The sequence below is a fragment of the Microcella sp. genome (genome assembly GCF_040286215.1).
Classification (GTDB): Bacteria; Actinomycetota; Actinomycetes; order Actinomycetales; family Microbacteriaceae; genus Microcella.
The window spans coordinates 295,360-313,969 of the sequence record NZ_JAVKCK010000017.1 but is presented as its reverse complement, the minus strand read 5'-3'; the positions used below and the strand labels follow the sequence as shown (position 1 = coordinate 313,969).

Here is an 18,610-nt window from a genome sequence, read left to right as displayed (position 1 = left end):
GCAGGTCACTCTATCTGCTGGCGTCGCGCCGAGCGCTCGGCGAGCGATTGAGCCTCTCGAGCCGCCCTGCGCAGCTTCTTGTCGCTCGCCGTGCGGTCGCCGACCGCCCCCGGGGTCCACAGCTCGACGTCGTCGTCGGTGAACTCGGTCTTCGAGCCGCGCTTGGCCTTGATGAAGCGCTCGGTTCCGTCAGCGAGCCGTCGCGCGGTGATGAGAAAGCCCGTGTGCGCGACCATGCGGTGGTCGGGGCGCACGGAGAGCCCGTCCACGTGCCAGCCGCGCACCATCGTCTCGCTCGAGACCGGCTCGGTGAACGACGCGGTGCCTCGGATGGCCTCGGCGACCCGCGAGAGCTGCGTCGCGGTCGCGATGTAGCACAGCAGCACTCCTCCCGGGGTGAGCGCGTGCGCGACCGCCTCCAGGCACTCCCACGGCGCGAGCATGTCGAGCACGACGCGGTCGACGCTGGCCCTCTCGACGCGCTCCGGCAGCGCATCCGTGAGATCGCCGAGCGTCACCGACCAGTTCGCCGGTTCGGCGCCGAAGTAGGCGCTCACGTTGCCGCGGGCGATCTGCGCGAACTCCTCGCGGCGCTCGAACGACAGCAGCTCGCCGTGGTCGCCGATCGCGCGCAGGAGCCACATCGAGAGCGCGCCGGAGCCGACGCCGGCCTCGACGACCCGAGCGCCGGGGAAGACGTCGGCGTGCCCGAGGATCTGAGCCGCATCCTTGGGGTAGATGATGGCGGCGCCGCGCGGCATCGACATGACGAAGTCGGTCAGCAGCGGGCGCAGCGCGAGGTATGAGATGCCGCTCGAGTTGTCCACGACGCTGCCGTCAGGCAGGCCGATGAGCTCGTCGTGGGCAATCGTGCCGCGGTGGCTGTGGAAGATCTGGCCGGCGACGAGCGTGATCGTGTTGAGGCGGCCCTTCGGGTCGGTGAGCTGCACCTGGTCGCCCTCGACGAAGGGCCCGCTCTGGCGGCGCAGGGTCACGATTCGACTCCCGTCGTCCGGTGCTGGTGACGCGCGAGCGCGGCAGCGAGGTCGTCGACGCCGCGGCCGGCGAGGCTCGGCCACAGCTCGTGCGTGGGGCCCTCGTGCAGCTCCAGGTGCAGCGGAACCCCGATGGTGGCGGCACCCGAGGCGATGGCGGAGACGAGCCCGAACTGGGAGTCCTCGATCGCCACGCAGTCGTGGATGCTGACGCCGAGCTTCTGCGCGGCGTGCAGATAGGGCTCGGGGTGCGGCTTGGGGTTGCTCACGTCATCACCGGCGACGACCACGTCGAATACGTCGTCTCCGATCGCCGCCGCGACCTGCAGCGCCATGCGGCGTATCGACATGGTCACGAGCGCGACCGGGATGCCCGCGGAACGCAGCGCCTCGATGAGCTCGAGAGCGCCGGGGCGCCAGGGAACGGCTTTCGCGATCTGCTCCATGACGCGATCGGTGAGCGCGTCGATGATGCCCTCGACGGGCAGCGCGACACCTGCCTCCTGCAGGATGCGCGCCGACTGGATGAGCCCCGATCCGACGAGCTGCATGCCGTCCTCCTCCGTCCAGACGCCGCCGTGCGAGGAGACGAGGTCGATCTCGGCGCGCATCCAGTACGGCTCGGTGTCGACGATCGTGCCGTCCATGTCCCAGAGCACGGCGGCGGGGCGGATCGGAGTGGTCACGACGGGCAAGTCTAGTTGCGTTCTATCCTGGGGCGACGCCCCGGTCAGGTTCGGGGATCCGGCGACGAGAGTGAGCGTGTGACGACGAGCGATCTGTTCCGCGGCGGCCGACTGCTGGTCGTCGCCTTTGAGGGCTGGAACGATGCGGGCGAGGCGGCGAGCGGCGCGGTGCGCTCGCTCAAAGAGGTGCTCGATGTCGTTCCGATCGCCGACATCGACCCGGAGGACTACTACGACTTCCAGCTCAACCGACCCATGATCGAGCTCGACGAGGAGGGCAATCGGCGCCTGCAGTGGCCGAGCGTCACTCTGTTCGGCCCGGTGGGCGACGACGGGATGCCCCGCGAGCGTCCCAGCACCGACTCGCCTCTCGACGTGAGCGGCGACAACCACGAGAACATCTACCTGCTGCTCGGCACGGAGCCCTCGCGCGGCTGGAAGACGTTCGCCACGGAGACCATCGACCAGGCCCTCGCCGCCGACATCACCGGCATCATCCTGCTGGGCGCGCTGCTCGCCGACGTGCCGCACACCCGGCCGATCGCCGTGCACGCCTCGAGCGAGAACCCGGAGGTGCGCGACGAGCTGGGGCTCGAGCGCTCGACCTACGAGGGGCCGGTCGGCATCCTCAGCGTCATCGCCTCCGCGGCGGAGGAGGCGGGCATCCCGACCGTCTCGCTGTGGGCCTCGGTGCCGCACTACGTGCACAACGCGCCCTCCCCCAAGGCCACCCTCGCCCTGCTCGACCGGCTCGAGGAGCTCGTCGACGTCGTCATCCCGCGCGGGGAGCTGCTCGACGAGGCGCGCGCGTGGGAGGAGGGCATCGACACTCTCGCGGGCGAGGACGACGAGATGACCGCCTACATCTCGCAGCTCGAGACGGCGCGCGACGCGGTCGAGGCGCCCGAGGCGAGCGGCGAGGCGATCGCGCAGGAGTTCGAGCGGTATCTGCGCCGTCGCCGCGACGACCCGCCCGCGGGCGGGGTCGCCGGCGAGAATCCCGTCTAGCTACAGGGGGTCGATGACGCCCGTGGCGAGCAGCACGATCAGCGTGCCGCCGAGCAGCAGACGGTAGATCACGAAGGGCAGGAACGAGCGCTTCGAGATGTAGGCCATGAGGCCCGCGATGACCGCGAGCCCCACGCCGAAGGCGACGACCGTGGCCGCGGCGATCTCGACGTAGCTGAACGGGCTCGAGCCGGGCTCGCGGATCGCCGTGAGCAGCTCGTAGAAGCCGCTGCCGAAGACCGCCGGCACGGCCAGCAGGAAGGCGTAGCGTGCGGCCGCGGGGCGCGTGTAGCCGAGAGCGAGCCCCATCGAGGTCGTGGCGCCCGACCGCGAGACGCCGGGGACGAGCGCGAGGGTCTGCGCGGCACCGTAGGCGAGGCCGTGCGGATACGTCAGTTGCGTGAGCTCGCGAGTGCGGCGCCCGAGCCAGTCGGCGAGCCCGAGCAGGATGCCGAAGACGATGAGCACGATCGCGACGAGCCACAGCGAGCGGAAAGCCGAGCGGATGTACTCCTGCGCGAGGAAGCCGATGATGACGATCGGCACGGTTCCGATGATGATCAGCCACCCCATGCGCACGTCGGGGTCGCTCGCGGGCAGGCCGCGCCGCGTCACATGCCGGAACCACGCCCCGATGATGCGCGTGATGTCCTTCCAGAAGTACACGAGCACTGCGGCCTCGGTGCCGATCTGGGTGATCGCGGTGAAGGTCGCTCCGGGGTCGGTCGCGCTCGGCAGCACCTCCCCCGCGATCCGCAGGTGAGCACTGGAGGAGATCGGGAGGAACTCGGTGAGGCCCTGGATGAGTCCGAGGACGAGGGCTTCGAGGAATGACACGCGGCGGCGTCCGTTCTGAACGAGGGTCGGTGGAGGGTGACGCGGCTCAGTAGTGCGTGAGCAGGTCGGTCAGCGCCCGGTGCCCGAAGCTGAGCGCCTCGAGCGGCACGCGTTCGTCGACGCCGTGGAACATCGCGGGAAAATCGAGCTCGGGCGTCAGGCGCAGCGGCGCGAAGCCGTAGCCGGTGATGCCGAGAAGACTCAGAGCTTTGTTGTCCGTGCCGCCGCTCATGAGGTACGGCAGCACCTCCGCCTCCGGATCGTGACGGTTCAGCGTTCCCACCATCGCGTCGACGAGGGGCCCGGAGAACGGGTTCTCGAGACCCAGATCGCGGTGCATGACCTCGATCTCGATGTCGTCTCCCACCAGCCGCTGCACCTCGGCGATGATCGCGTCCTCCTCCCCGGGCATCATGCGCAGGTCGATGAGCGCTTCAGCACGGTCGGGGATGACGTTGTGCTTGTACCCGCCACTCAGCAGCGTGGGATTGCTGGTCGTGCGCACCGTCGCGGTGAGAAAGCCTGCCGCCGTGCCGGTGCGGAGCATGACTTCGTCGGGGCCGAGCGTCTCCACATCGACCTCGAGGATGCGACCGAGCTCGCTCAACAGCAGCTCAGTCGTCGACGTGAGGTGAAGCGGCCATTCGTGACGGCCGAGCCGCACGACGGCTTCCGCGAGCTTCGTCACAGCGTTGTCGTGGATGACGCGCGAGCCGTGCGCGGCAGTGCCACGGCTGATGAGCTTGACCCAGACGAGAGCCTTCTCGCCCGTCTGCAGCAGGTAGGCGCGGGTGCCGCCGATGTCGACCGAGTATCCGCCCACCTCGCTGATCGCCTCGGTCGCCCCGGAGAAGAGCTCGGGCCGGTGCTGAACGATGTGGTGCGAGCCGTAGGCGCCACCGTTCTCCTCATCGGCGAAGAACGCGATCGTCAGATCACGGTTCGGCTGTCCACCTTCGCCGAGGATCTCGTCGAGCGCCGTGAGGATCATGGCATCCATGTCCTTCATGTCGACCGCACCGCGGCCCCAGAGCATGCCGTCGCGGATCTCGCCCGCGAAGGGATCGACCGACCAGTTCGCAGGGTCGGCGGGCACGACATCCAGATGGCCGTGCACGACGAGGCCGGGGCGCTCGCCGCGCTGCGTGTCGACGGTTGTCGCGTAGCTGCCCTCGACATGCGTGATGACGCTCGTGCGGCCGGTCGCCGAGTCGATGTACTCCGTCTCCAGCCCGAGACCCTCGAGGATCGCACCGACGTACTCGGCCGCCTCGGTCTCCCCCTTGCTGCGCCCCTCGCCGTAGTTCGTCGTGTCGAAACGAATCAGATCGCGGGCGATGCGCGCCGTGTCGTCGAGGTGCTCGGAGGCCATGGTCACCACGCTACCCGCCGTGCTGTCGAGAGCCCATTCCGTGCTAATGTCATACCTCGGTCGAGCCGCCGCGAGCGGTGCGACCACAACCAGCGCGGGTGGCGGAAATGGCAGACGCGCTAGCTTGAGGTGCTAGTGCCCGGATAGGGCGTGGGGGTTCAAGTCCCCCCTCGCGCACGGTTCACCCCGTGGGTGAACAGCGAACTGGTTGAGACAGTGCGGCTGAGATGCCGTGGACGGCCCCGAGGCGACGAGCCCGGGGCCGTTCGTCATTCCGCGGCCACGACCGACTCCTGCGAGATCTCGTGGAGGCGACGCGCGCGGTTCGCGAGGAAGAGCGGGAACGTGAAAGCGATCGCCGTGAGGCCCGAGAAGACGATGTACGCCCACAGGTGGCGCATGCCGAGCCGGCGGCCCTCGATGACGATGAACGCGCACGCGGCGACTGCCATGATGAGGAGATCCATGGTGAGCGAGCCGACCGCGGGGCCGTTGGCGAACCAGTCGCCGAGGAAGTCGTTCTGCTGCAGGATGGCCTGGATGTTGTATGTCCAGGTACCGACGAGACCGACGATCGCGATGATGAGGAACAGGATGGCAGGAGCAGTCCAGTGACGAGTCATGACACCATGATCGCCCCGTTCGGGCTGCTGCTCGACGTCGACGGGCCGATCGCGAGCCCCGAGTCACGGCGCATCGCGCTCGGCTCGATCGTGGACGACCTGCTGACCCTCGCGTCAGCGGGCATCCCGATCGCCTTCATCACGGGCCGCAGCGACGCCTTCATGCGCGAGCAGGTGGTCGCGCGACTCGTCGACGGCGGCCTGGATGCTCGATCGCACGTCTTCGGCGTGTTCGAGAAGGGCGGCTGCTGGGCGCCGATCACCGCCGAGGGCATGGGCGAACTCGAGATCGACCGCGAGCTCGCCGTGCCGGAGCCGGTGCGCGAGCAGGTCGAGGGGCACGCGCGCGAGCAGTACGCCGACACGATGTTCGTCGACGACGCCAAGCACGTCATGATCTCGCTCGAGGCGCGCACGGATGTCTCCCCCGCCGCCTACCAGCTCGCGCAGGGGCGCTTCGAGGCGGAGGTCTACGAGCTGCTCGTCGCGGCCGGCCTCGGCCTGCGCTACCGGGATCGCGCGGCGCACGACGCGCACGGCCGGGTGCCGTGGCGCATCGACTCGACGATCATCTCGACCGACGTGGAGTCAGTGCTGCTCGACAAAGATCGCGGCGCCGACCGTGCGCTCGACTGGTTCGCCGAGCACGGTGTGACGGCGCAGCGCTGGTGGTCGGCGGGCGACTCGCGCTCCGACTACCGCATGGCCGACGCCGTGCACGCGCGCGGCATCCCGGTCGCGCACCTCGATGTGCGGCCCGCCGACGGCGTGCTCGCTCGGGACTACGACGTCGTCGTCGAGGGCGACCTCGTGCACGACCACGCGGGCGCGGCGTTCCTGCGACGCCGGGTCGCCGAGCTGCCGTGACCGCCTCGCGCACTCCCCCGCGTGAAACGGTGCGGGCGCTGCAAGCGGCGCTCGCGGAAGAAGGTGTGGTCTCCGTCATCGGAGGCTCCGGGCTGCTCGAGGGTGCGCGCGGGCGGGCTCAGCGCTGGCGGGCATCCTCCACGAGGTACCGCGCGACCTTCGGCGTGAGGCGCGGGTAGGCGCGGCGAAGGGCCACGACGGCGTCCTCAGGGTCGAGCTTGGCGTCGATCTTGCGATCGCGCAGCACCTTCGCGGTCCACTCGCGCGCCGAGGGTGGGGCTCCCATCGTGGTCGAGTAGTCGTCGAAGAGCTGCTGCAGCCGCTCGCTCGGGTCGGCGCGATCGCCGAAGATTCTGGCGGCCAGTTCGCTCTGCATCGGGTTGCTTCCTCTCCCTCGCCGGTGGGACGGTCGCTTCCAGTCTGGCGGGCCGAGCGTGCTCCGGCCGCGTCCTGACAGGAATCTCGGAGGTGCTCACGCACGCGATCCTTGCGGGGCCGGGGCCCGGTCGCGCGACACGCCGCTCGAGTGTCGGTGGCAGTTGCCATATTCGAATGTATGTTCGATCATGGAGAGATGCCCGCCCTCGCGCTCTCCTCCGTCGACGACCCCGTCGACGGTATGGGTGCGGCGAGGGTTCAGACCGTCGACACCGTGCAGGCGCTGCAGGCCCGCATCGACTCCCTGCAGCGCACGCGCCTCGATACGCGTCTTCTGCCCACGCACGAGGCTCTCGCCGACCTGCTGCCCGCCGGTGGCCTGCAGGAGGGCGCCGTCTACACGCTGAGCCCCTCGAGCGCCCTCACGATGGCGCTGCTGGCCGGCCCCTCGGCGGCCGGGGCGTGGTGCGGCGTCGTCGGCATGCCTGAGTTCGGTATCGAGGCGGCCGAAGCGATGGGCATCGACCTCGACCGGCTCGTGCTCGTGCCGCACCCCGGCGACCAGTGGCTCACCGTGACCGCGGCCATCGCCGACGCCCTGAGCGTCATCGTCGTGCGGCCAGGTAGGGCGGCGAGCGACGGCGCGATCGCGAAGCTCGCGGGGCGTGTGCGCGAGCGCGGCTCCACCCTGCTCGTGACGGGAGCCTGGCCGCAGGCGGAGGCCATGATCAGCATCACTGACAGCCGCTGGTCGGGCCTCGGCGACGGTCACGGCTACCTGAGCGAGCGGGAGGTCACGATCACCGTGAGCTCGCGACGCAGCCCGCGCCCCCGCAGCGGGCGACTGCTGCTACCCGACGGTGAGCTGGGCATCCGGCGCCTCGATCGTGAGGATGCCGGCGCGCGCGGCGATGCGGCACAGCGGGCGCACGACCGCTGGGGCAGCCCCCGCACGCTCAGGGCGGGCTGATGACCCGCACGATCGTGGCGTGGGTGCCCGACTGGCCGATCATCGCCGCCGCGCGCGACGGGCTCGCAGCACCGGGCCAGCCTGTCGCAGTGGTGCGGCAGAACCGCATCCTCGCGTGCTCGGCGACCGCCCGCGACCAGGGAGTGCGGGCAGGGCAGCGACGCCGCGAAGCTCAGTCGCTGTGCACCGAGCTGCGCATCGTCCCCGCCGACGACGACCGCGACCACCGTCAGTTCTCGCCCCTCGTCGACGTCGTCGAATCCCTCGTCGCGGGCGTGCAGGTCGTGCGCCCCGGCCTGCTCGCCCTCGCCGCGCGCGGGCCCGCCCGCTACTACGGCGGAGAGAAGGCCGCGGCTCTCGCCCTGCGCGGAGCCCTCATCGTCGACGGGGTTCCGGATGCCCGGCTCGGCATCGCCGACGGGCCCTTCGCCGCCGAGCTCGCCGCCCGCAGCACCGCGCCAGCATCGACGGCGCCCGGGCAGAGCGTGCGCATCGTGCCGCGCGATGCCGTCGCCGCCTTCCTCGCCCCCTTTCCGGTGACGACCCTCGGCGACCCCGATCTCGCGACGCTCCTCGGCCGGCTCGGGCTGCGCACGCTCGGCGACTTCGCCGCACTGCCTGCCGAGGCCGTGCGCGACCGCTTCGGCGCGGCGGGCGCCCACCGGCACGCGCTCGCGGGCGCCGCCGACGCGACACCGCTGGTGCCGCGCACTCCCCCGCCCGACCTCGAACGGGTGCTCGAACTCGAACCGCCCCTCGACCGCGTCGACCAGCTCGCCTTCGCCGTGCGGCAGCTCGCCGACGACCTCGTCGAGAGCCTCACGCGGCGGCTGCTCGTCGCCACGGCGATCCGCATCGGGTTCCGCGACGAGCACGGCACCGAGACCGAGCGGGCCTGGCTGCACCCCCGCTCGTTCCGCGCGAGCGAGATCGTCGACCGCGTGCGCTGGCAGCTCAGCGGTGAGACGCGCACCCTCGGCGCACGTGCCGACAGTGATCGCGGGCCGGGCCTGCGCTCGGCCATCACGCGCGTGACGATCGTGCCCGAGAGCGTCGACGACCTCGCCCATCACGAACCCGGGCTGTGGGGCGCGGCACCCGATGAGCGCGTGCACCACGCCCTCTCGCGCGTGCAGAGTCTGCTCGGGCACGAGGCTGTGCTCACGGCCCAGCGCACGGGCGGTCGCACCCTCGCCGAGCGGGGCGCCCTCGTGCCCTGGGGCGACCGGCTCGTCAGCCCTCGCCCCGTGGACCGGCCCTGGCCGGGTGCGCTGCCCCAGCCGACCCCCGGCACGGTATTCCCCTCTCGGCATGCAGTGACGGTGCTGGACGCGTCAGGCGCCCCGGTGAGCGTCGACGAGAGGATGCGGCTCAGCGCACCCCCCGCGGGCTTCGCCCCGGGCGCGGGGGGTGCTGCGCGCCCGGTGAGCTCGTGGGCGGGGCCGTGGCCGCTCGACGAGCGGTGGTGGGACGCCCCGCGACGGCGCCTGCTGCACCGCCTGCAGGTCGTGGACTCCGCCGGGGTCGCCTGGCTGCTCGTGCTCGACGGCGACTCATGGTGGGCAGAGGCGCGCTATGACTGAGGCAGCACTGCCCGAGTGCTCTGCCGTGACGCAGGGCGGGCGCTGATGGCGGGCTGGCACAATCCGCCGATCCCGTGGAGCGAGTTCGAGCGCAGCCTGCGCAACGGCAACCGCCCCGGCACAGCACCGCCCCCCGGCGCCGACGGCGGCGACTCCCCCGCCTGGTCTCCGAAGCGAGCACCCTACCGTCGAGCCGGTATCGAACCGCCCGACCCCGCGACGGTCGTGCCCTACGCCGAGCTGCATGCCCACTCGTCCTTCAGCTTCCTCGACGGTGCCTCGAGCCCCGAAGAGCTGCTCGAGGAGGCCGCGCGCCTCGGGCTCAGCGGGCTCGCCCTCACCGACCACGACGGCTTCTACGGTGTCGTGCGCATGGCCGAGGCCGCCGAGCCGTACGGCCTCACGACCGTGTTCGGCGCCGAGCTCTCCCTCGGCCTCACCGGCCCTCAGCAGGGCGTGCCCGACCCGGAGGGCACGCACCTGCTCGTCCTCGCACGCGGCCAGGCCGGTTACCACCGCCTCGCCGCCGCCATCACCGAAGCGCAGCTCGCGGGAGGGGAGAAGGGTCGCCCGGTGTACGACCTCGACACACTCGCCGAGCATGCCGGGCGAGGAGGCGACGCCACGGGCGCCGACCACTGGGTGATCCTCACCGGGTGCCGCAAGGGCGCCGTGCGCTCCGCGCTGGAGGGTCGCGACCCCGCCCGCGATGCCTCTGCACCGGATGCGATCGCCCGCGCGCGGCCGAATCGGGCCCAGATCGCGGCAGCGGGCGCCGAGCTCGACGCTCTCGTCGACCGGTTCGGAGCATCCGGCGTCGTCGTCGAGCTGTTCGATCACGGCCGCCCCCTCGACACCGTGCACAACGATGTGCTCGCCGCCCTCGCCGCCGAGCGCCGGCTGCCGATCGTCGCGACGGGCGCCGTGCACTACGCGACCCCCGCCCGCCACCCGCTCGCCACCGCGTTCGCCGGCCTGCGGGCACGCCGCAGTCTCGATGAGATGGAGGGCTGGCTGCCCGCGGCCGGCACCGCCCACCTGCGCAGCGGTGCCGAGATGCAGCGGCTCTTCGCGCGCTACCCCGGCGCCGTGGAGCGCAGCGTCGAGCTCGCGGCCGAGCTCGGCTTCAGCCTGCGTCAGGCTAAGCCGAAACTGCCGAAGCAGGAGGTGCCGCCCGGCCACACGCCCATGAGCTGGCTGCGCGAGCTCGTGTGGGCGGCCGTGCCCCGCAAGTATCCCGATGCGAGCGACGACGATCGCGCTCGCATCGCGCGCGAGCTCGACGTTATCGAGCAGAAAGACTTCCCCGGCTACTTCCTCATCGTGCACGAGATCGTGCAGTTCGCGCGCTCGCGCGGCATCCTCTGCCAGGGCCGCGGCTCGGCCGCGAACTCGGCCGTCTGCTACCTGCTCGACATCACGGCCGTCGACTCGATCGGCTACCGGCTGCCCTTCGAGCGCTTCCTCTCCGCGCTGCGCGACGAGGAGCCCGACATCGACGTCGACTTCGACTCCGACCGCAGGGAGGAAGTCATCCAGTACGTCTACGAGCGCTACGGCCGCCGCAACGCCGCCCAGGTCGCCAACGTCATCTCGTACCGGCCCAAGAACGCCGTGCGCGACATGGCGCGCGCGCTGGGCTACTCGACGGGTCAGCAGGACGCCTGGAGCCGCCAGGTGGAGCGCTGGGGCGCCGTGCTCTCGAGCGACGACCACGACATCCCCGCCCCTGTCGTCGACCTCGCCCAGCAGGTACTCACGTACCCCCGCCACCTCGGCATCCACTCGGGCGGCATGGTGCTCACCGACCGGCCCGTCGGCGAGATCGTGCCCATCGAGCACGCCCGAATGGAGAACCGCACCGTGCTGCAGTGGGACAAAGACGACTGCGCCTGGATGGGCCTCGTCAAGTTCGACCTGCTCGGCCTCGGCATGCTCGCCGCCCTCCAGCACTCCTTTGACCTCATGGACGAGCACCTCGGCGAGCGGTGGGAGCTCGCAACCCTGCCGAAGGAGGAGCAGGCGACCTACGACATGCTGTGCCGCGCCGACTCGATCGGCGTGTTCCAGGTCGAGAGCCGCGCGCAGATGGGGCTGTTGCCGCGCCTGCAGCCTCGACAGTTCTACGACCTCGTCGTGCAGATCGCGCTCGTGCGCCCCGGCCCCATCCAGGGCGGCGCCGTGCACCCCTTCGTGCGCCGCAAGCTCGGAAAGGAGCCGATCACCTACGACCATCCCAAGCTCATCGGTCCGCTCGAGCGCACCCTCGGCGTGCCCGTCTTCCAGGAGCAGCTCATGCAGGTGGCCATGGCGGTGGGCGGCTGCACGGGTGACGACGCCGACCTGCTGCGCCGCGCCATGGGCAGCAAGCGCGGCCTCGAGCGCATCGAGTCGCTGCGCGAGACCCTCTACGCGGGCATGGCGGGCAACGGCATCACCGGGCAGCTCGCCGACGACATCTACGGGCGCATCCAGGCCTTCGCGAACTTCGGCTTCGCCGAGAGCCACTCGCTCAGCTTCGCGCTGCTCGTCTACGCGAGCTCGTGGATCAAGCTGCACTACCCCGGCGTCTTCCTCGCCTCGCTGCTGCGCGCCCAGCCGATGGGCTTCTACTCCCCCGCCTCGCTCACGGCCGACGCCGAGCGCCACGGCGTCGAGGTGCGCACGCCGTGCATCCTCCGCTCCGAGGTCGACGCCGGCCTCGAGCGCCTCGATCTGGTCATCGCCTCGGCGCACGAGCCGGTGGCTCCGGATGCGCGGCGCGCGCCTCCGACGGGGCTCGAGCAGTGCATCCGGAGCCGACAGCCGCCCGTGCCCGCGTTTGATCCCGCCTCGACGAACGGCGACCTCGCCGACTGCGCGCGGCACCGCCGCGACGGCGATCTCGCGGTGCGACTCGGGCTCGCCGGGGTGACCGGCATCGGCCGTTCCACCGCCGAGCGCATCGTCACCGAACGCGAGCGGGGCGGCCCATACCGGGATCTCACCGAGCTCGTCTACCGCACGGGGCTCACCGCCGCGCAGGTCGAAGCGCTCGCAACCGCCGGAGCCTTCGACGTGCTCGGGCTCTCCCGGCGTGAGGCGCTGTGGGCGGCGGGCGCGGCCGCGCAGGCGCGGCCCGAGTACCTGCCGGGAATCGTCACGGCGGTGCAGCCGCCGCTGTTCACCGAGCTCGACGGCTACGAGACCATGGTCGCCAACCTCGTCTCGACCGGCATCGCGCCCGGCGACCACCCCGTGCGCTTCGTGCGCGAGCTGCTGCGCGAGCGCGGAGTGCTGAGCGCGCGCGAGCTGCGCGCGGCCGAGCCGAACCGCCGCGTCGAGGTCGCGGGCGTCGTCACCCACCGTCAGCGCCCCGCGACGGCGAGCGGCATCACCTTCCTCAACCTGGAGGACGAGACGGGGCTCGTGAACGTCATCTGCTCGGTGGGGCTGTGGACCCGCTACCGACGCACGGTGCGCGAGAGCCGTGCGCTCATCGTGCGCGGCACCCTCGAGCGCTCAGCGGAGGGCGTGGTGAACATCGTCGCCGACCGCGTCGAGCAGTTGCCGCTGCGTGTCAGGATGCCGAGCCGCGACTTCCGCTAGCTGTTGCGGCCGCGCGCAGCGACCGCCCATGCGCCGACCTCGACCCCGTTCCGCTCGACGATGAGCTCGTCGACAAGGTTCACCGCGTTGCAGACGTGGTTCGGCACGACGCGCAGCGTCTCCCCCCGCGCCGGAATCCTGGCGCCGGGAGGGAATGCCACCGTCGCGTGGTGCTCCGAGAGCGCCGTGATGCGAGCCTCCGGATGGTCGAGCAGGCGACCGAAGCCGCTCGCATACGGCGCGCGGTCGGCGCCCAGCACCTTGCTGCCGGCGTCGAGCACCGCGACGCCGTCGCGACGACTCACCACGGTCGCGCGAGCGGTAAGGGCGATCGCGTCCTGCGTCATCGTGCCGAGCTCCCACTGCTGCGCGTCGCCGAACGGGTACACACCCGGCCTCAGCTCCGTGAGCACCGCACCGTCGGCGGCTCGGGCGCTGGGCGTCGACCCACCGCTGACGACCGGGCACGGGATGCTCGCTCCTCGGAGCGCATCCCGCGCCGCCCCGAGGGCAGCGGCCTCGTCCCCCGCCGCGGGGTCCGCGGCGTCCGCACCGTAGGAGTGGCCGGGGAACGTGAAGACGCCGTCCACCGACAGCCCAGAGTCGAGCGCCGCGCGCGCGATGGTGGCGGCCTCCGCCGCGGCGACGCCGCTGCGGTGGTGACCGCTGTCCACCTCGACCGCGACAGCGAGCGAGGGCGCACCGTCGTGACCGGCCTGCACTGCCTGCGCGAGCATCCTCACCCCCTCCACGGAATCGACGCCGACCCGCACCCGCACCCGTGAGGCGAGGCGGCGGAGGCGCTCGGCGCGAGGCCCCTCCGCCCACACCGGATAAGCGATGAACAGGTCATCGATGCCCGCGTCGGCGAAGACCTCGGCCTCGCCGACGGTGGCGACCGTGAGCCCCACGGCCTCGTGGGCGAGCTGCCGTCGCGCGAGCTCGATCGTCTTGTGCGTCTTCGCGTGCGGCCGAAGCGCCACCCCGAGGGCGCGAGCGTGCGCCGCCATCGCAGCCAGGTTGCTCTCGAGCACGTGATCGTCGACCACGAGGTACGGGGTATCGCGCATCCCCCCATCCTCCCCCTGTGCCAGATCTGACGCGAATGGGCGCTCACATGAGTCGATTGCGACACTTGTCGCCCAATCTGGGGGCGCTGCGGCGCTCCGGCGTGCGCACCGAGCGCAGAATCTCGAAGCGAAGGCGCCCAGAACTGACACAGAATGGCGCCACCCGGGCACGTGAGCGCCCATTCGCGTCAGATCTGACCGGGGGGTCAGGCGCCGGTGGCGAGCTGACGGCGCAGGTGCTCGATGCGCGACTGCAGCTGGGCGACCGTGGCCTGCCCGACGGCGGGGCCGCCGCAGACACGGCGCAGCTCCGCGTGGATGATGCCGTGCGGCTGACCGGTGAGCTTCGCCCGCAGGCCCACCAGGCTGTGCAGCAGCGTGCGCTGCTCCTTGAGCGAACGGTAGAGGGGCTGAGGCGCCGGCTGCGAGGCGGGGCGCTCGGCGGCACGACGTGCCTGGCGCTGATGCCTGCTGCGCAGCAGCTCGTGCACCTGATCGGGCTCGAGGATGCCCGGCAGGCCCAGAAAGTCGAGCTCTTCGAGGCTGCCGACCTCGGCGAGCTGACCGAACTCAGTGCCCTCGTAGAGCACCTTGTCGAAGGTTGCCGACGACTCGAGTGCACGGTAGGTGTACTCGGCGAGCTCGGCCTCGCTCGCGCGCTCCTCCCGTTCCGCCGCCTCGAGCGCGGAGTCGTCGAGCAGCTCGCCGCCCTCACGGTCGAGCGCGTGGTCGCGTTCGCGTTCCAGCTCGCTCGCGAGAGCCTGAATGGTCGGCACGCTGGGAATGAAGATCGACGCGACCTCGCCGCGGCGCCGCGCTCGCACGAAGCGCCCGATCGCCTGGGCGAAGTACAGCGGGGTCGAGGCGCTCGTCGCGTAGACCCCGACAGCGAGCCGCGGCACGTCCACCCCCTCCGATACCATCCGCACGGCGACGAGCCAGCGTGCGTCGGACTCGGCGAACTCGGCGATGCGCTCGGATGCTCCTCCCTCGTCGCTGAGCACCACGGTCGGCTGCTCCCCCGTGACGCCGGCCAGCAGTCCCGCGTAGGCGCGCGCGGTCGCCTGATCGCTCGCGATGACGAGACCTCCCGCGTCGGGGATGGCCCGCCGCACCTCGGTCAGGCGGGTGTCGGCGGCGCGCAGTACGCCGGGCATCCACTGCCCCTCCGGGTCGAGCGCGGTGCGCCAGGCCTGCGCGGTGATGTCGGCGGTGTCGCCGTGCCCGAGGACGGCCTCCATCTCGTCGCCGGTGGTCGTGCGCCAGCGCATGCGCCCCGCGTAGGAGAGGAACAGTACGGGGCGTACGACCCCGTCGCGTAGCGCGCGACCGTAGCCGTAGCTGTAGTCGGTGCGGGAGACGCGGATGCCGTCGCCGCCATCGACGTATGCGACGAACGGGATGGGGGCCGTGTCGGAGCGGAACGGCGTGCCGGTCAGGGACAGGCGCCGCGCCGCGCCGCCGAACGCCTCCCGCATGGCCTCGCCCCAGCTGAGGGCGTCGCCACCGTGATGCACTTCGTCGAGGATGACGAGCGTCGGCACCTGGTCGACGAGCACGCGGTGCACGAAGGGTTGGGCGGCCACCTGCGCATAGGTGACGGCAGCGCCGTGGAACGCCCGCGGGATCATGCGGGAGGCGTTGCGGAAAGCGGGATCGAGGCGGATGCCGACACGGTGTGCCGCATCGGCCCACTGCCTCTTCAGGTGCTCGGTGGGGGCGACGACGATGACCCGCTCGACGGTGCGCCGCGCGAGCAGCTCGGCCGCCAGACGAAGGGCGAAGGTCGTCTTGCCGGCACCCGGGGTCGCCGCGGCGAGGAAGTCACGCGGTTCACGCGCGAAGTATGCGTCGAGTGCTTCGGCCTGCCACGCGCGCAGCCGGTCGGCTGTTCCCCGCGCTGCGCGCTCCGGGTAGGAGGGTGAGAGGTGCTCCGCGGCGAAGGTGCCCACGTGGGGTGCGCGGCGGAAGGTCGGAGACATGCGACCTCGATGCTAGCCGAGGGTGCCGACGCTGCTCACGCGGGTGGAGGTGCGGGTGGGGGTGGCGATCGGGGAGGCTCGGGCGGCGCATCCTGCCCCGACAGCGCCGATCGCCGTCGGGGCGTGGTGGACAGCAGGGACGCGCGCTGCACTGCGCCGCGTCCGAAGCGCTCGGCGAGCGCGTCCATCGTGCCCTCCGCCTCGCGCCAGGTCTCGTCGTCGTCCCACAGCCCGCGCGGCACGGCTCCGGTCGGCAGCAGGTTCTCGGCGCGGACGCCGATCAGACGGATGCCCCTGCCCTGGGTCGGCGCGGCGGCGAAGAGCGCCCGCGCCTCGGTCGCCAGGCGCTGTGCGACCTCGGTGGGCTCCGCGATCGTCTGCGAGCGGGTGAGGGTCGTGAAGTCGCCGAACCGCACCTTGATCGCCACTGTGCGCGCGACCCAGCCGCCGCGGCGCAGCCGCCGCGCTACGAGGTCGGAGAGCCGCAGCAGCTCGCGATCGAGAGCCGCGCGATCGTGAAGGTCACTCTCGAAGGTCGTCTCGTGCCCGATGGACTTCTCTCGTCGTGTGGGGGTGACGGCGCGGGGGTCGATGCCGTTCGCGAGCGCGTGCAGCGTCGCGGCGGCCGCGGCGCCGACGGCCGCCTCGAGCGACGGCATCGGGAGGTCGGCGACGTCGCCGACGGTGCGCGCACCGATGCGGTCGAGCCGCTCGGCGACCGCAGCGCCGACGCCCCAGAGGGCGCTGATCGGCTGCGGTCGAAGAAACTCCGCGGTCTCTGCCTCGGGCACGATGAGAACCCCATCGGGCTTGGCGCGGCTCGAGGCGAGCTTCGCCACGAACTTCGTCGCGGCCGCGCCCACGGAGGCCACGAGGCCGGTCTCCCGTCTGATGCGGGTGCGCAGCCCCTGGGCGATCGCGTACGGCGGGCCGAAGAGGGCGAGGCCGCCGCTCACGTCGAGGAAGGCCTCGTCGATGCTCAGGGGCTCCACGAGCGGCGTGACGTCGCCGAGGATGCTCATCACGGCGCGCGAAGCCTCCTGGTAGCGCTCATAGTGCGGCTCGAGCACGACCGCGCCCGGGCATCGTCGCAGTGCGATGCTCATCGGCATGGCGGAGTTGACGCCGTAGCGCCGGGCCTCGTAGGTCGCCGCCGTAACGACGGAGCGCGCACCACGATGCCCGACGATGACGGGCTTCCCGGCCAGCTCCGGCCGCGTGAGGAGCTCCACGGAGGCGAAGAAGGCATCCATGTCGAGATGCAGGATGCTCGCGCTCGTGTCGTCGGTGGGCTCGGCGGTGACCTGCCGCCCGCTGCCGTCCTGCTTGCTCACGCTCGCGTCCTCACGGGAGCATCCTCACACAGCGCGACGGGCGGGGCGCCGCAGCGCCCCGCCCGTTGCGGGTGTTCGAGGTGACCTGTGTCAGGCCCGTCGACGACCCGTGATGGCACCGTAGATGACGAGCACGATCAGCGAGCCGCCGATCGCGAGCAGCCAGGTCTCGATGGAGAAGAAACCGCCGAGGTCGACTCCGAAGATGAGCCCGCCCAGCCAGCCTCCGAGGAGGGCGCCGATGATGCCGATGACGAGGGCGGCCAGCCAGCCGCCCGGGCCCTTGCCCGGCAGAATCGCCTTGGCGATCGCTCCGGCGATGAGTCCGATGAGGAGGAATGCGAGGAATCCCATAGGGCGCTCCTTTCGTTGTGACCGCACTCAGATCGAGTATCAGCCGTTTGTCGAGCGTTCCGGTGGAAACGCTCAGCGGAGAGTCAAGCAGGTTTACCCCCGTTCGGGGGCATCTTGCGTCCAGGAAATTCTCAGGGCGTGTCGTATCGCGGGCTCTGGCACAGTAGACGCATGGCACAGCTTCACCCCTGGTCGCGCTACGTGGCGATCGGAGACTCGTTCACCGAGGGCATCGGCGATCCGGAGCCCCAGAGCCGCGGCGGGCATCGCGGATGGGCGGATCGCGTGGCAGAGCAGCTGGCGCTCCGCAGCGACGATTTCGCCTACGCCAACCTCGCTGTGCGGGGGCGCCTGCTCACGCAGATCGCCGATCATCAGGTCGAGCCGGCTCTTGCCTTGCGCCCCGACCTCATCTCGGTGTCTGCGGGCGGCAACGACATCATCCGCCCCGGCACCGACCCCGACCAGGTGGCCGAGAGGTTCGAGGAGCTCGTCGTGCAGCTGCGCAGCAACGGCGCCACGGTGCTCATGTTCAACGGCCCCGACATCGGCATGACGCCGGTGCTGAGGCGCATGCGCGGCAAGGTGGCGATCTACAACGAGAACCTTCGCGCGATCGCCTCGAAGCACGACGCGATCGTCGCCGACATGTGGAAGCTGCGCGAGCTGCGCGACCCGCAGATGTGGGACCGCGACCGCCTGCACTTCTCGCCCCTCGGCCACCACACGATCGCCATCATGGCGCTCGAGGCGCTGGGCGTGGAGCACGATCTGGAGCCGCGCCACCCCGAGCCCCTTCCGCGGCGCAGCTGGCGCCAGGCGCGGGTCGAGGATCTGGGCTGGGCCCGCGAGTATCTCGTGCCGTGGGTGGTGCGGCGTATCCGCCATCAGTCCTCCGGCGATTTCATTGCGCCCAAGAGGCCGGACGCCTCGCACCCGCACGGCTGAGACGCTGGCCTCGGG

Annotated in this window: 16 protein-coding genes and 1 tRNA gene; 7 read left to right on the top strand and 10 right to left on the bottom strand. The window is 71.4% G+C overall.

Annotated features, from left to right (window positions below):
* Positions 1–5: 5 nt before the first annotated feature.
* Together RJQ01_RS09265 and RJQ01_RS09260 are read right to left on the bottom strand one after the other, a co-directional pair.
* On the bottom strand, positions 6–995 hold the full coding sequence (locus tag RJQ01_RS09265) for a tRNA (adenine-N1)-methyltransferase (protein ID WP_350476435.1): 990 nt from the start codon (positions 993–995) through the stop codon (positions 6–8).
* Positions 992–1,681, bottom strand: coding sequence for an HAD family hydrolase (locus RJQ01_RS09260; protein WP_350476434.1), 690 nt, complete (start codon positions 1,679–1,681; stop codon positions 992–994). The genes RJQ01_RS09265 and RJQ01_RS09260 overlap by 4 nt, the downstream gene beginning before the upstream one ends.
* A 78-nt stretch (positions 1,682–1,759) precedes the next feature.
* Between RJQ01_RS09260 and RJQ01_RS09255 the strand changes: the two genes are divergently transcribed.
* Positions 1,760–2,689 (top strand): proteasome assembly chaperone family protein, encoded by a 930-nt coding sequence (locus tag RJQ01_RS09255; RefSeq protein ID WP_350476433.1) that lies wholly within the window; start codon positions 1,760–1,762, stop codon positions 2,687–2,689.
* Here RJQ01_RS09255 and RJQ01_RS09250 read toward each other — a convergent pair whose 3' ends face one another.
* Both RJQ01_RS09250 and RJQ01_RS09245 read right to left on the bottom strand, forming a co-directional pair.
* Entirely contained in the window at positions 2,690–3,526 is an 837-nt protein-coding gene (locus RJQ01_RS09250; RefSeq protein WP_350476432.1) for an undecaprenyl-diphosphate phosphatase, read from the bottom strand.
* Between the two features lie 46 nt (positions 3,527–3,572).
* Positions 3,573–4,898: a M20/M25/M40 family metallo-hydrolase gene (locus tag RJQ01_RS09245; protein WP_350476431.1), complete on the bottom strand. Its 1,326-nt coding sequence runs from the start codon at positions 4,896–4,898 to the stop codon at positions 3,573–3,575.
* Positions 4,899–4,990: 92 nt separating this feature from the next.
* Between RJQ01_RS09245 and RJQ01_RS09240 the strand changes: the two genes are divergently transcribed.
* Positions 4,991–5,075, top strand: a tRNA-Leu gene (locus tag RJQ01_RS09240).
* 92 nt (positions 5,076–5,167) lie between these two features.
* Here RJQ01_RS09240 and RJQ01_RS09235 read toward each other — a convergent pair.
* A complete protein-coding gene (locus tag RJQ01_RS09235) occupies positions 5,168–5,521 on the bottom strand; it encodes a DUF2834 domain-containing protein (protein WP_350476430.1) in 354 nt (117 codons plus the stop codon).
* On the opposite strand from RJQ01_RS09235, the gene RJQ01_RS09230 reads away from it, so the two are divergent.
* Positions 5,510–6,388: a hypothetical protein gene (locus RJQ01_RS09230; RefSeq protein WP_350476429.1), complete on the top strand. Its 879-nt coding sequence runs from the start codon at positions 5,510–5,512 to the stop codon at positions 6,386–6,388. The genes RJQ01_RS09235 and RJQ01_RS09230 overlap by 12 nt on opposite strands.
* Positions 6,389–6,506: 118 nt before the next feature.
* Here the strand turns inward: RJQ01_RS09230 and RJQ01_RS09225 are convergent, their stop codons facing one another.
* Positions 6,507–6,764, bottom strand: coding sequence for a hypothetical protein (locus tag RJQ01_RS09225; protein WP_350476428.1), 258 nt, complete (start codon positions 6,762–6,764; stop codon positions 6,507–6,509).
* Between the two features lie 198 nt (positions 6,765–6,962).
* On the opposite strand from RJQ01_RS09225, the gene imuA' reads away from it, so the two are divergent.
* Genes imuA' through RJQ01_RS09210 form a run of 3 tightly spaced genes read left to right on the top strand, consistent with a single transcriptional unit; the run spans position 6,963 to position 12,907 of the window.
* On the top strand, positions 6,963–7,736 hold the full coding sequence (gene imuA' / locus RJQ01_RS09220; protein WP_350476427.1) for a DnaE2-dependent mutagenesis accessory factor ImuA': 774 nt from the start codon (positions 6,963–6,965) through the stop codon (positions 7,734–7,736).
* Entirely contained in the window at positions 7,736–9,319 is a 1,584-nt protein-coding gene (locus RJQ01_RS09215; RefSeq protein WP_350476426.1) for a DNA polymerase Y family protein, read from the top strand. The genes imuA' and RJQ01_RS09215 overlap by 1 nt, the downstream gene beginning before the upstream one ends.
* Positions 9,320–9,364: 45 nt before the next feature.
* Positions 9,365–12,907, top strand: coding sequence for an error-prone DNA polymerase (locus RJQ01_RS09210; protein WP_350476425.1), 3,543 nt, complete (start codon positions 9,365–9,367; stop codon positions 12,905–12,907).
* Here RJQ01_RS09210 and RJQ01_RS09205 read toward each other — a convergent pair.
* From RJQ01_RS09205 to RJQ01_RS09190, 4 genes are all read right to left on the bottom strand, one after another.
* Entirely contained in the window at positions 12,904–13,977 is a 1,074-nt protein-coding gene (locus RJQ01_RS09205) for an alanine racemase (RefSeq protein ID WP_350476424.1), read from the bottom strand. The two genes, RJQ01_RS09210 and RJQ01_RS09205, sit on opposite strands and share 4 nt — an antisense overlap.
* A 206-nt stretch (positions 13,978–14,183) precedes the next feature.
* Complete coding sequence (locus RJQ01_RS09200; protein ID WP_350476423.1) at positions 14,184–15,959, bottom strand: DEAD/DEAH box helicase; 1,776 nt, start codon at positions 15,957–15,959, stop codon at positions 14,184–14,186.
* A gap of 35 nt (positions 15,960–15,994) precedes the next feature.
* Positions 15,995–17,293 (bottom strand): DNA polymerase IV, encoded by a 1,299-nt coding sequence (locus RJQ01_RS09195; protein ID WP_350476422.1) that lies wholly within the window; start codon positions 17,291–17,293, stop codon positions 15,995–15,997.
* 90 nt (positions 17,294–17,383) lie between these two features.
* On the bottom strand, positions 17,384–17,647 hold the full coding sequence (locus RJQ01_RS09190) for a GlsB/YeaQ/YmgE family stress response membrane protein (protein WP_350476421.1): 264 nt from the start codon (positions 17,645–17,647) through the stop codon (positions 17,384–17,386).
* Positions 17,648–17,818: 171 nt separating this feature from the next.
* Between RJQ01_RS09190 and RJQ01_RS09185 the strand changes: the two genes are divergently transcribed.
* Positions 17,819–18,595, top strand: a complete 777-nt coding sequence (locus RJQ01_RS09185) for an SGNH/GDSL hydrolase family protein (RefSeq protein ID WP_350476420.1) — start codon at positions 17,819–17,821, stop codon at positions 18,593–18,595.
* The last annotated feature ends 15 nt before the right edge of the window (positions 18,596–18,610 follow it).

Excerpts from the sequence above, each read along its gene's own strand:
- RJQ01_RS09245 (WP_350476431.1), bottom strand. The coding sequence starts at position 4,898 with ATGGCCTCCGAGCACCTCGACGACACGGCGCGCATCGCCCGCGATCTG.
- RJQ01_RS09235 (WP_350476430.1), bottom strand. The coding sequence starts at position 5,521 with ATGACTCGTCACTGGACTGCTCCTGCCATCCTGTTCCTCATCATCGCG.
- RJQ01_RS09225 (WP_350476428.1), bottom strand. The coding sequence starts at position 6,764 with ATGCAGAGCGAACTGGCCGCCAGAATCTTCGGCGATCGCGCCGACCCG.
- imuA' (WP_350476427.1), top strand. The coding sequence starts at position 6,963 with ATGCCCGCCCTCGCGCTCTCCTCCGTCGACGACCCCGTCGACGGTATG.
- RJQ01_RS09215 (WP_350476426.1), top strand. The coding sequence starts at position 7,736 with ATGACCCGCACGATCGTGGCGTGGGTGCCCGACTGGCCGATCATCGCC.
- RJQ01_RS09210 (WP_350476425.1), top strand. The coding sequence starts at position 9,365 with ATGGCGGGCTGGCACAATCCGCCGATCCCGTGGAGCGAGTTCGAGCGC.
- RJQ01_RS09205 (WP_350476424.1), bottom strand. The coding sequence starts at position 13,977 with ATGCGCGATACCCCGTACCTCGTGGTCGACGATCACGTGCTCGAGAGC.
- RJQ01_RS09200 (WP_350476423.1), bottom strand. The coding sequence starts at position 15,959 with ATGTCTCCGACCTTCCGCCGCGCACCCCACGTGGGCACCTTCGCCGCG.
- RJQ01_RS09190 (WP_350476421.1), bottom strand. The coding sequence starts at position 17,647 with ATGGGATTCCTCGCATTCCTCCTCATCGGACTCATCGCCGGAGCGATC.
- RJQ01_RS09185 (WP_350476420.1), top strand. The coding sequence starts at position 17,819 with ATGGCACAGCTTCACCCCTGGTCGCGCTACGTGGCGATCGGAGACTCG.